Origin of the sequence: Nonomuraea sp. H19 (genome assembly GCF_052068215.1) — a bacterium.
Taxonomy (GTDB): Bacteria; Actinomycetota; Actinomycetes; order Streptosporangiales; family Streptosporangiaceae; genus Nonomuraea.
On sequence record NZ_JBQHCV010000041.1, the window covers coordinates 1 to 12,093 of the forward strand.

Sequence of the window (12,093 nt, forward strand, 5' to 3'; positions counted from 1 at the left end):
ATCCCGTCAACCTGGCGCTGTCCGGCGCTGCCAGTGCTTCCAGGTTGGAACTGGACCGGCCGGACTTCGCGGCCGCCCTGGTTCTGGACGGAAAACCGCCACCCGCTGGTCATCGCAGTGCGCTGACGACAAGGTCAAGGTCGCCGATCCGTCGAAGGTCGACCACGTCACGCTCAAGTGGCCCAACGCCTGCGCTCGCGACTTCGTGCTCCAGACCTCGATCGACGGCCTCACCTGGACCGACGTCGCATCCCTCCAGCCCGCGTTCGACGTAATTCGGTTGTCCTGGAGGTAACAGCGGCGTGATGCCGCAGGTCACGGCGTTGAGGGCTGGTCCACGAGTCGATTTTGCCTAGAGACACGCGCACGTGAACATGCTGGGCCGCTACTCCTTCGCTCTGCCCGAGCTGCCGGGAGGGTTGCGACCGCTGGGTGATCCAGGCGATGTCCACGACGACGACATCGGCGGCTGAGACGTCAGGGTCGATGAAGCGGCGGATCCGCTAGGGGCAGGCGATCCGGTCGGTCTTGGGACGGGTCCTGGCCACCTAGATCACGATGGGCCTCCGGCGGGGAGTTCGACGCGGCGGAAGATCCGCCACAGGGTCAGGTCGTAGAGGGTCTTGGCGGTCCCGGCGATGAGGAACGGCCAGGCCAGACCGAGGGGCTGCAGCAGCCCGGCCAGCGCGGGACCGGCGGGCCGGGTCAGGTAGCGGGCGGTGTTGGTGACGGCGGCTGCGGTGGTGCGCTCGGTGGGCGGGACCATGGCCATGACGTAGGCCTGGCGGGTGGGCACGTCCATCGAGGACAGGCAGGCGCGGGCCAGCAGCAGCCCCGCCGCTACTGGGAACCCCGGGGCGAAGGCGACGCCGATGAGCAGCAGGTTACTCGGCAGGTGGGTGAAGACCATCGTGTTCAGCAGCCCGATCCTGGCCGCGATGACCGGCGCGAGCAGGAAGGAGGCGGTCTGCAGGGCGGCACAGCCCGCGAACAGCAGCCCGATGCTCACCGTGTCAGCTTGGTAGTGGACGCCCAGCCAGTAGGCCAGATAGGCCTGCACAACGAAACCCCCGGCCAGGCTGTCCACGGCGAACAGCGCCGCCAGCCGGACCACGACCGGGCGAGGCCGGACCGGCGCGGAGACCTGAACCGAGGCCACCTCGAGCGAGGCGGGCAGCCGCAGGGCCAGCAACGCACCAGCCACGCCCACGGCCAGCAACACCCCGCCGAGCAGCGACCGCGAGGGCGGGAGCGCGCCCAGCAGCGCGCCGGCGGCCCCGGCGGTGGCAGCGACGGCGTTGTAGAGGCCGAAGCCGCGCACGGCCACGCCGCTGCCATCCAGCATGACCTGCTCCACGGTGGTGAACGGCCCGGACTCGACCACCTCGACCGACAGCGCGCCGGATAGAGCGGCCAGGATCAGCAGCCACACCGGAGCTCCGAGCGCGATCAGCGACCCGCACAGAGCCAGGGCCAGGTACAACACGGCGTAGGAGCGGCGACGGCCGAACCGGTCGCCCCAGCGGGCCAGGGCGATGCTGGCCAGCGCGCCCCCGGCCATCACGGCGGCCAGCACGAGACCGACCCCGGCGGCCTGCAGCCCCTCAGCCTGCAGCAGCGTGGCCAGCTGGACGGCGGCCAGGCCGTACGCCAGACCGCGTAAGGCCTGCGCTGCGAAGATCAACCGCGCGGCACTCACGCGGGCTTCCTGCCGTCCCCCTGCCATCCATCAGGCATATCGATCCCCTTGCACTCAGATTCCTCGAAGGTCCGCCCTCACCGCTTGCGGGCGGCAGGATCGCGTCCAGCCTGCCAGCGCCCGAGAGCTTCACTCGAGACCCGGGCATAGCGGGCCAGCGGGCGCAGCGCATCCTGGTCGACTTTGGCATAGAGCGACGTGGACAGCTGGCTGCGGTGCCGCAGCACCTGCCCGACCTCGGGCAGCGACGCGCCGGCGCGCAGCATCTCGGTCGCCAGCGCGTGACGGAGCAGGTGCGCGCCACGGCGCTCGAGCCCGGCCCGGTCGCAGGCCCGGCCCATGACCGCGCGGACCGCCTCCGGCGTCAGCTGCCGGTAAGGCCGCCGCACCGTCACGAACACCGCCCGCGACTGGCAGGCGGGACGGCCGCCACAGAGCCAGGCGGCCAGCGCTTCCCCGGCCGGGGCCGGCAGGGGAAGCCGCTCGGTGCGGCTGCCCTTGCCCGTGACCGCGATCTCGCCGGCCCGCCAGTCGATGTCACCGAGCTGCAGGCCGGCGGCCTCGGCGCCGCGCAGCCCGAGCCGGGCCAGCAGCGACAGGACTGCCTAATCGCGCAGGCCGGCCGCCGTGTCCCGGTCGCAGCCCGCCAACAGCAGCTCGATCTCGGCTGCCGGCAGCCCGCGCGGCAGTGCGGACAGCCGCCAGGACGCGACCGCCGGGACCGCCCCGGCAAGCGGAACGGCGGTCCGCCCCGTCGCGTGCGCGAACCGCCCGTCCGCGGTGCCCAGCATCACGTGCGCGTCGACCAGTCGCTCCAGACCGCAGCGCTCGGCCAGCCTGCGGGGCAGACGGCGCTGCTTTCCGGGCACGGCCTAGGATCAGCCGCTAAGTCGACACACGTACCAGCAGACGGGATCGCGACGTGCAACTGCCTCCGTTCTTGATCGAGCGCATGTTCGCCAAGCATGAGTTCACGTGCCGGGTGAACCTGACCGGATCAGACACCGAAGGACTGTCGCTGGATGCGCTGTGGGAGGTCGCCCCCGAGGACACGCGTCGGTGGTACGAGTCCCTGACGCTGGGTTACACCGAATCCCCGGGCCACCCGCTGTTGAGGGAGTTGGCCGCCCAGTCCTCCGGTGTCCGATCGGGCTCAGCGGTGCAGGTCTTCGCCGGCGCCACCGAGGCAGTGTTCGTGCTCTTCAACGCCATCCTCAGCCCCAAGGACCAGGTGGTGGTCATCGGCCCCACGTACCAGCTGCTGATCGATGTGCCACGTGCGATCGGGGCGGAGGTGACCGAGATCCGCCTCCGGCGGGAGGACGGTTGGCGCTTGGATGTGGACGAGGTCAGGCGCGCCCTGCGGCCGAATACTCGGCTGATCGTGGCGAACTTTCCCCACAACCCCACGGGAGCATTGCCGGAAGCGCCTGTCTTCGAGGAGCTTCTGGGCCTGGTAGACGGCAGCGAGATCCTTCTGCTGAGCGACGAGATCTACCGAGGCATCGAGCTGGAGCCGCAGCGCCGGCTCCCGTCCGCGGCGGCGATGACGGCCAACGCGATCTCGGTCACGGGCGTTTCGAAGGTACTGGGCATGGCCGGGGTCCGGATCGGCTGGACGGTCACGCAGAACGCAGCGGTGACGGCGCGCCTGCTGGACTACCGCTACTGGACGACGCTGGCCACGAGCGCGCCGAGCGAGGTCCTGGCCATCGCGGGCCTGCAGGCGGCTCCCGCGCTTGTGGATCGCGCCAACAGCCTGGTCCGCGCCAACGCAGGTGCGCTGGCCTCGTTCGTGGAGTCCACGCCTGGGTGGGACTGGGTGCCCCCGGTCGGTGGGACCTGCGCCTACCCGTGGCTGACGGCGACGGAGGCGCGGGCGTTCTCCGAGTGGCTGGTCGACCGTCACGGTGTGCTGTTGGCTCCTGACGTGATGTTCGAGCATACCGGGCAGCACCTGCGGTTCGGCATGGGCAGGGCGCTGTTCCCCGAGGGGATGGCCACGCTCTCCCAAGCGTGGCCGGAGTGGCAGCGCGTAACCTCCTGAACATGGCAAGTTATGGCGAATAAGAGGTAACGAGCTTTCGGAAGCTGCACGTTTCTCGGACTTGCCGAGCGGTTCGGAGTGGCCCTGGGCATAAACAAGTTGGTCTCGTGCCTTGCCAGCCGGGATCATCGACGAATGTCGCGGAGTTCCTTGGATCGAGCGCGCCAGTTGTGGGCGGACCTGGCTCGTGTTCCTGTCACGTTTCCCGAACGTGGGAGTGTCGTGGTCTCGCCGGGATCGTGGTTGTGCCCGCCGGGGTGGACGGGCGTCGTCGCGCTGGACGGAGCGGTCCTGGCCACCGTGCCGAGCGCTGACTTGATAAAGCCGGTGCGGGGCACGCTGCTCCTCGATATCGCTCGAACCGGTATTGATCTTGCTCTGCTTCCGCCTCAGCTGCCCGCCCTGGACGTTCTGGGTCCGGCAACGCTGGCATACCTCGACGCTGGGGATTTCGTTGCTGCTCATACCGAGGGCGAGGTCGAGGGCCTGCCTGCGGGTCATCACGATGTTCGCGAGCTGGTGGCCTCGGTGGACCAGCAGGACGCGGAGGAGAGCGGTCTGGAGGAGATCGCTTCGACTGCCTTCGCGATTCGCGAAGGGCGGGCTGTGATCGCTGCCGCCGAATATCAGGCATGGCTGAGCATGGCGGCGCATCTGTTCGTCTTGACCGCCCCGGGCCATCGTGGTCGTGGCTTGGCTCGTCGGGTGGCCTCGGCGGCGGCTGCCGACGCGATGGAGAACGGGCTGGTGCCGCAGTGGAGGGCGCGGCCGGAGCCGTCGCGACGGGTGGCCCGAGCGCTCGGTTTCCGGGAGTTCGGTTCGCAGATCAGCATCCTGCTCGGGCGCTGACCAGCGTGCACCTGCCACGTCGCCCAGGTGGCGGTATGGGTGAGAAGCCTCCGATAGCGGAGCGGCGATGCAGGCGGCTACGTTCTTCCGAGTCATCGTGTGTCCCTCCGCAGACTGTCGTGCAGAACGGTCAGCGGGATGAACGCCGTCTGGGCAGCGAGATCCTTGGGGTGGGACCGGCTGGCGTGGGCACCTGTTAGGCGTTCGGCCAGCGCGGCAACGGCGTCTCGATCTCCTTCGAACGCCTGGCGCTCCTCCTCGGTGAGCTCGAGGCCGGCGACGCTATCGACTTCGACTCCGGCGAGGAGCACATGCTGAGCAGCGTCTCTGGTGCCGCACGACTGATGTTGGTGATGGTCTCGCCGGTCACCGGCGCGTCACCGGGCCATTGATCCGCGTTTCCGTGACAGACCGTCATCCCGCTCCCCTCTCTGCCGAGCGATGTCAAACGCAGCATTCATTCGTCAGTTCCTTCTCGGCGGTGTTCGCGGTGGCGGCTCCGTCACCGCGGACACCGGTGATGATCGCGGCTGTTAGCGTCCGCGGGCCGGCGAAACAGCTACCGGATAGCAATGCACTTCATCAGAGCTTGGTCATGGTCCTCGACCTGTTCAGCGGTGTAGGTGTAGCTGAACGGCCTTGTCAGGCGGGGCCATCGTGGGGGTCATGGACTTACAAGCTGTCGAGGCGCTGAATGAGGACCTCGAGGCCTTCACCAGTGACATCTTCAAGTACCTCGGCTACCAAGGCCAACGCAGCTATGGCCAGCAGTATCTGCGCGGGCTGATGCTCGACGGAAAGCGGAAATCGGTGGAGCCGATGGCCAGCCGACTGGGCCTGCCCCGGCAGAATCTTGGCCACTTCATCGCTCGAGCCGCCTCGGCGACGCGAGCACATACGGTGTCGCGCTGTGCCTGCTGACCCTCACGTTCGCCGCCCTGACGCTGCGCGTCACCCGACGTGAGACCTACGAGCGCTGAGAGGCCGGGACATGACCGCAATCATCGGCCGGGCGGCGCCCGGCCCGCGCAACAACCCGAGCGACGGCAAGACCCACGCGAACACCCCGTCCTCCCGTCGGCGGATCAACGTGCTCGGCGCTATCGGGCACGTGCTGCTGGCGGCCTGGGCGCTGCTCATCATCGTGCCATTTATCTGGGTGTTTCTGGCCTCGTTCAAGAACACCACGGAGATCTTCAGCGCGCCGTGGACCCTGCCGGACCACCTGCGTTGGGAGAACTGGGGCCGGGCCTGGAACAAGGCGCACGTCGGCCGCTACGTCATCAACAGCGTGCTCGTGGTGAGCCTGAGCACAGCCGGCACGATGCTGCTGTCCTCCATGGCGGCGTACGTGCTGGCACGGTACAGGTTCTGGGGCAATCGGCTGATCTACTTCGCCTTCGTCGCCGGCATCGCATTCCCGCCGTCCCTGGCCGTCGTGCCGCTGTTCTTCGTGGTGAAGAACTTCGGCCTGCTCAACACCTACACCGGCCTGATCCTGGTGTACATCGCCTACTCGCTGCCCTTCACAATATTCTTCCTGTCCGCGTTCCTCCGCTCACTGCCCAGCTCCGTGGCGGAGGCGGCAACGATCGACGGCGCGTCGCACACCCGGCTGTTCTTCTCGGTGATGCTGCCGATGGCCAAACCGGGTTTGATCAGCCTCACGATCTTCAACCTGATCGGCCAGTGGGCGCAGTATCTCCTGCCGCTGGTGCTCATGGCCGGCGCGAAGGACAAGTGGATGCTCACCCAGGGCATCGCGGACATCTCGACAGCGGCCGGATTCGAGGCGGACTGGTCCAGCCTCTTCGCCGCGCTGACGATCTCGATCCTGCCCATGATTGTGATGTACGTCATCTTCCAGCGCCAGATCCAGGCCGGCCTCACCGCCGGTGCCGTCCAGTAACCGCAGCAACCGGATAGGGCGGCACCAGGCATCCGTGATCATGCGGAACGACACCAGGCCAATGCCGTTTAGTTAACGATCATGCTCTGGTTCGAGGTGGCTGGGGCAAGAGCGCGACGGTGGGCGGTCCTGCGTGCCGGATGCCCTTGTCGGAGGGGCGGCGTTCTCTGTAGCTGCTTCGTCGGGTGCGTTTGACGGCTCGGGGGTAGCTGCGATGCCGGCGGGAGGGGTTGCGATTGCGAGGCCGGCCGACCTGGTGGACGGTGCGCGTCCAGAGGGTGTCGTGGGGTGCAGGGGGGGAAGGCCGCCCGGTCAGTGATCGAGCGGCGCACGATGCGCAAGGTGGCCAGGAACTTGATCCGGTCGGGGTCGACCCCTCGGTGGTGGCCGCGATGCAGATCAGGGTGGCCAAGGCCCAGTGGGTAAGGAGGTAGGCCCAGATCTCCTGGCGCGCCAGGTCGGGGAGTGCGGGACCGCAGAATCCGGCCCGGCCCGCGCAGATGGGTTTTCAGCTGATCGAAGCCGGTTTCAAGCAGCTTTCTACAGTGCACCTATATAGCTGTTAGGGCCTGGAGCTGCGATGATTGGCATCGAAGGTCTGCTGGAGTTGGCGGCTGTCGTCCAGCGGCTCAAGGAGGAGAGCGCCCCGCGGGAAGGGGGTGCGGCATCACCGCCTGTCGGCGATCGGAGGGCGAGCCGGGCTCTCCACGACCCGGCCGACGACCTCCTCGCCCATCGGATGGGGCGATTTGCCGGAAACGAGTCGGATTGCGGCGATTCGAATGCTGGCGCTGCTGGTGGAGCGACGGTTATCCCGCCCGGCGACGAGTCTGACCGGCGGTGCCGATGAGCAGGCAGGCGAACATATCTCCAGGGTCGCCGGGGAAGGTGAGACGCGAGCACACCGACCGGATGGCGGTGGTGTACGTGCGCCAGTCGACCCGCCGTCAGGTGCTTGAGCACACCGAGTCGGCCCGGGTTCAGTACGCGCTCGTGGACCGGGCGGTGGCGCTGGGCTGGGCGGCCGGCAGGGTCAAGGTGATCGATGCCGACCTGGGCATGTCCGGCGCCAGCGCGCAGGGACGGCCGGGGTTCGCCGAGTTGGTGAGCGAGGTCGGGCTCGGTCATGTGGGGATCGTGCTGGGGGTGGAGGTCTCGCGGCTGGCCCGCTCGGGCCGGGACTGGTATCAGTTGATGGAGCTGTGCGCGTTGGCGGGAACGCTGCTCGGCGACAGCGACGGGATCTATGATCCGGCTCAGTACAACGACCGGCTGCTGCTCGGGCTGAAGGGCACCATGTCGGAGGCGGAACTCCACCTGATCAAACAGCGGATGGCGGCGGGACGGCTGGCCAAGGCCCAGCGGGGCGAGTTGTTCTTCTCGGTGCCGACCGGGTATGTGCTGCGCCCCTCGGGAGAGGTGGTCAAGGACCCCGACGAGCAGGTCCAGGCCGTCATCAGGCTCATCTTCGAGCTGTTCGACGAACTCGGCACGATCAACGCGGTCCTGGCCTACCTGGTCGAACACCGGATCCAGCTGGGGATCCGGCTGCGGGAAGGAGTCGATCAGGGCGAGCTTGCCTGGCGTCGCCCGAACCGGATGACGCTGACCAACATCCTGCACAACCCGATCTACGCCGGGATCTATGCCTACGGCCGCAGCGGTGTCGATCATCGCAAGAAGGTTCCCGGCCGCCCCTTCACCGGGCGTGTGACGGTGCCGAGGCGACAGTGGCAGGTGGTCTTGCCGGACCGGGTGCCCGCCTACATCAGCGCTGCGCAGTATGAGCGCAACCTGGAGCGGATGGCGGCCAATCGCGCCCGCGCGGAGTCGGTGGGCGCGGCTCGCAGCGGCCGCGCCCTGCTGGTCGGGGTGATCCGGTGCGGCCGCTGCGGCCACCGGATGATCGTCCAATACCATCGGCGCGGCGACGACTCGCTGCACAACTACGTGTGCATGCGCGAGTACGCCGACCGCGGCGGGCCGCGCTGCCAGCAGCTGGCGGGCCCGTGCGTGGACGCGCATGTCACCGGCCAATTGCTTCAGATGATCGCTCCGGCGGCGTTGGAGGTGTCGCTGCGCGCCGCCGAGCGGATCGAGGCCGACCGCGCCCGGCTGGAGCAGCTGTGGCAACAGCGGCTGGAGCGCGCCGCCTATGCCGCCGACCGGGCCCGGCGCCAATACCAGCTGGCCGAACCGGAAAACCGGCTGGTCGTACGGCAGCTGGAACGCGACTGGGAACAGGCGCTGGCCGAGCTGGAGAGCCTGCGCGAGGATCACGACCGGTTCCTGGCCGGCCGGCCGCTGCTGCTGTCGGCGGCCGAGCGCGAGCAGATCCGCGAGCTGGCCGCCGATCTTCCGGCGCTGTGGCATGCCGACACCACCTCCAACGCCGATCGCAAGCAGCTCCTGCGCACCATCATCGAGGCCGTCACGGTCACTGTCCACGGCGAATGCGAGCAGGTCACCGCCCAGATCACCTGGGCAGGCGGACACACCACCACCGGCGACTTCGTCCGCCCGGTCGCCCGGCTGGAGCAACTGTCGTACTACCCGCGCCTGGCCGAGCTGGTCCTGCAACTCGACGACGCCGGCCTGACCAGCGCCCAGATCGCCGACCGGCTCAACGCCGAAGGCTTACGCCCGCCCAAACGGTTCGCCACCTTCGGCGCTCAGGCCATCCGCGACCTGATCCGCCGTCTGCGCACCACCACCGACCAGCCAGGCCGCACCTGGCCCAAGCGCCGCCCACCCGGCCGCCATGCCTGGTGGTCCGCCGAACTCGCCCGCGAGCTGGCCATGCCCCCGGTCACCCTCTACAACTGGATCCGCCGCGGCTGGGTGACCGCTCGCCAAGAACCCGGCACCAGACTCTGGATCGTCACCGCAGACGCCGCTGAAGTCGACCGGCTGCGCGCCCTTCGGGCGCTGCCTCACGGCTACCACAACCGCAGACGCTGGCAGCAGCAGAACCCGCCCCACCGCTCCGACGAGCCCACTACCAGCTGAGGCTCTTCCTCTTACGCGGCCAAGCTGTAGTTATCGGTGCATTGTGCTTGACAGATCTCGGCTTCCCACCGCTGGTGGTAGCAGGAGGCCAGATGCTCGGCGGTGGCCTCGGCCGGGTCGAGAATGCTGGTGATCAACCGGATGTGGTCGCCCTTGCGACCGGGCACGGTGTAGTCGACCACGCGAACGACCACCGCCCGGTCGGGGTCGAGGTCGCGGCCCTGGCGAGCGTCTTCACGCAGCCGATCCTTCTGCGACCTGTGCAGGCCGACCACGGGGTTGGTGATGACCGCGAGCCAGGATCCGTCGTCCAGGTCGCACAGCCAGTACGGGCGGAGCCCGGCCTGCACCCGCCACAGTAGCTGGGCGCCGCTACGGCGGGCCTGACCCCAGGCGTAGAAGCTGTAGAAGCCGCGATCGGCGAGCAGCAGCATGTCCTCTTCCAGCCGCTCGTACAGGGAGTAGGCCAGGGTCTGTTCACCGTCCCAGCAGCCCGACACATCCGCCGCGACGATCGCGTGACCGGCGCACTCGCTGATGGCCACGACCCGGGCCTGCGCAAAGGCGGTCTCATACCCGCCCGCGCTGTCCTTGGGGAACTCTTCGAGGTTCGCCGGAGTGTCGGGCAGGTCGAGCACGAATCTGTCGATCGCCATCAGCCGCCACCGGCCGAGCCACGCACCCGCCGTCGTCGGGGAGGCGGCTGGGCGGGCCACACGCTCGAACACCTCCTTGACCGGCTCGGCGCCCAAGCGCCGCCTGGCCTGAGTCACCGCACCTCGCGTCGGCGGCTCCCACCGCGAGCCCGGCACGAACGCGAGCATCCCGGTCAGTTTCTCGGCGACCTCCTGTCCTTGGCATTGGCCCAAGATCATTCTCATCGCCAATGGCTGTTCCTGGGTTCCTCAACCCCGGCGTAGTCGGCGCGATGCACCGTCTGCCCCTCGCGACGGAGCTGGTTGAGTACCAAGGACATGTCCAGCGTGGTCTGGTACATCACCAGGTCGGCCACCAGGGTGTTGAACTTGATCGCTTTCTCCTGCTCCTCGGGCTCGTTGTCGACGTGGCCGAGGCGACGGACGAGCAGATGGGGATAGCATGCCCGGCGCCACGTGTGACGCCGGGCATGCTTCTCTCTGAGCTCGTGACTAGGTCACGTGCCGTCGATCAGCCGTATGGCGAGGTCCGGGCTGAACGTTCCGGCGGGCACGTTCGGCGCGATGCCGCAGTTGCCGTCCGAGTCGCCGGGAACCTTGCCCCAGAGCAGCATCTCGGCGCCGCCGCCGATCTGCGTCGTAGTGCCGAGCTTGCGGCCTGCAGGGTTGCACCATTCGCCGTTGGAGCCGTTGCCGTTGCGGCTGGTGTCGATCACGAACTTGGCGGTGCCGCCGAGCGCGGAGTTGATCTCGTTGCCGTAGGTGGACGACTGGCTGGTGGTGTAGTAGTTGGAGACGTTGACCGAGAAGCCGCGGACGTTGGCGACGCCCACGCTGCTCAGCCGGGAGGCCATGGTCGCCGGTGCGGTCCAGCCGGCGTTGCCGGCGTCGAGGTAGGCCCAGGTGTTGGCGGCCTTGTCGCGGAACTGTTCGGTGGCGTAGGTCAGCATGCGGATGCGTTCTTGCCGGGCCGTTTCGCTCATGCAGTCGAAGTCGCCGAGGGAGTCGGGCTCGATGACGACGAGCGCGGGTCGGTTGCCGATGCCGGAGGCGAATGCGGAGATCCATGTCTTGTACGCCGCTTCGCTGCCGGCGCCGCCGCCGGAGTGGCCGCCGCACGCGTCGCGGCCGGGGATGTTGTATGCGACCAGGATCGGCAGTTTGTCGGCGCTGTCCGCGGCGCCCACGAAGCCGGAGACGGCGGCGGTGATGTCGCCGCTCCAGCTACCGAACCATCGGGCCATCGGCTTGGAGGCGATTGAGGACTGGATCCGGGCGGCCCGGGAGTCGCCGGAGTTGTTTCTCACCCAGACGGCGGGGTTGGAGTTGGGGTCGACGTAGAAGCCGCTCGTCATGCCGATCGGCCCGGACCCGGACGTCGTCTCGGTGAGGGAGACGTTGTCGAGGTAGACGGTGTGGGCGACGTTCTTACCGAGTTGGAACGAAACCTGTCCGGCCGTCGTGCTCAGGCTGGAGGTGAAGGGGAAGCTGAAGCGCTTGCTCGTCGTGGTGAGCGCGATCGTCTTTGTCAGGGTGTTGGTGTACGGGCTGTTGGCCAGTTGCACGGTGGTGACCGCGCTGACCGAGGTGGAGGCGGAGGCGTCGAAGGACAGCGTGTAGGTCTTGCCGCTGGTCAGGGTGATGTTGTTCTGGGCGACCATGGCGTCCCACGGGTTGGCCGTGCCACCGGCCACGTTGACGCGCAGCCGCCCGGTGTCCACCGCCATGGAGGTGTTGGCAGAGTTCCACCATGGTGCGGTGCCGGTGCTGAATGTGCCGTTGACCACCAGTTCGGTCGCGGCTGTGGCGGGCGTGGCGACGGTCACCGACAGGGCGGTCGCCGTTGCGGCGGTGATCGCCGCCAACCGGGTTAATACTCGCATGTACTGCTTTCCTTTCTAGAGGATTCCTGCCACAGGAAGTC

Annotated in this window: 11 protein-coding genes; 5 read left to right on the forward strand and 6 right to left on the reverse strand. The window is 68.2% G+C overall.

Going from position 1 to position 12,093, the window contains the following annotated elements:
* Positions 1-553: 553 nt before the first annotated feature.
* From ACTMTI_RS50865 to ACTMTI_RS50875, 3 genes are all read right to left on the reverse strand, one after another.
* The gene (locus ACTMTI_RS50865; RefSeq protein ID WP_441128118.1) at positions 554-1,699 is read right to left on the reverse strand and encodes an MFS transporter; all 1,146 of its coding nucleotides are present in this window, start codon (positions 1,697-1,699) and stop codon (positions 554-556) included.
* A gap of 77 nt (positions 1,700-1,776) precedes the next feature.
* On the reverse strand, positions 1,777-2,298 hold the full coding sequence (locus tag ACTMTI_RS50870) for a tyrosine-type recombinase/integrase (protein WP_441128174.1): 522 nt from the start codon (positions 2,296-2,298) through the stop codon (positions 1,777-1,779).
* Between the two features lie 6 nt (positions 2,299-2,304).
* Entirely contained in the window at positions 2,305-2,568 is a 264-nt protein-coding gene (locus ACTMTI_RS50875) for a hypothetical protein (RefSeq protein ID WP_441128119.1), read from the reverse strand.
* A 53-nt stretch (positions 2,569-2,621) separates the two neighbouring features.
* Here ACTMTI_RS50875 and ACTMTI_RS50880 point away from each other — a divergent pair, with 53 nt between their 5' ends.
* The 5 genes from ACTMTI_RS50880 (at position 2,622) to ACTMTI_RS50900 (ending at position 9,513) form a co-directional block, all read left to right on the forward strand.
* Positions 2,622-3,746 (forward strand): aminotransferase class I/II-fold pyridoxal phosphate-dependent enzyme, encoded by a 1,125-nt coding sequence (locus ACTMTI_RS50880; protein ID WP_441128120.1) that lies wholly within the window; start codon positions 2,622-2,624, stop codon positions 3,744-3,746.
* A gap of 222 nt (positions 3,747-3,968) precedes the next feature.
* Positions 3,969-4,595, forward strand: coding sequence for a GNAT family N-acetyltransferase (locus ACTMTI_RS50885; protein WP_441128121.1), 627 nt, complete (start codon positions 3,969-3,971; stop codon positions 4,593-4,595).
* Positions 4,596-5,261: 666 nt separating this feature from the next.
* Positions 5,262-5,516, forward strand: a complete 255-nt coding sequence (locus ACTMTI_RS50890; protein WP_441128122.1) for a transposase — start codon at positions 5,262-5,264, stop codon at positions 5,514-5,516.
* Between the two features lie 70 nt (positions 5,517-5,586).
* A complete protein-coding gene (locus ACTMTI_RS50895) occupies positions 5,587-6,504 on the forward strand; it encodes a carbohydrate ABC transporter permease (RefSeq protein ID WP_441128123.1) in 918 nt (305 codons plus the stop codon).
* Between the two features lie 888 nt (positions 6,505-7,392).
* Positions 7,393-9,513 carry a recombinase family protein gene (locus ACTMTI_RS50900; RefSeq protein ID WP_441128124.1) on the forward strand — a complete coding sequence of 707 codons (2,121 nt, stop codon included), beginning with the start codon at positions 7,393-7,395 and terminating at the stop codon, positions 9,511-9,513.
* 11 nt (positions 9,514-9,524) lie between these two features.
* Here the strand turns inward: ACTMTI_RS50900 and ACTMTI_RS50905 are convergent, their stop codons facing one another.
* From ACTMTI_RS50905 to ACTMTI_RS50915, 3 genes are all read right to left on the reverse strand, one after another.
* Positions 9,525-10,394: an IS4 family transposase gene (locus tag ACTMTI_RS50905; protein WP_441128125.1), complete on the reverse strand. Its 870-nt coding sequence runs from the start codon at positions 10,392-10,394 to the stop codon at positions 9,525-9,527.
* Positions 10,391-10,600, reverse strand: coding sequence for a Tn3 family transposase (locus tag ACTMTI_RS50910; RefSeq protein WP_441128175.1), 210 nt, complete (start codon positions 10,598-10,600; stop codon positions 10,391-10,393). Before ACTMTI_RS50910 ends, ACTMTI_RS50905 begins: the two co-directional genes overlap by 4 nt.
* Before the next feature lie 66 nt (positions 10,601-10,666).
* On the reverse strand, positions 10,667-12,052 hold the full coding sequence (locus ACTMTI_RS50915; RefSeq protein ID WP_441128126.1) for a glycoside hydrolase family 6 protein: 1,386 nt from the start codon (positions 12,050-12,052) through the stop codon (positions 10,667-10,669).
* Between the last annotated feature and the right edge of the window lie 41 nt (positions 12,053-12,093).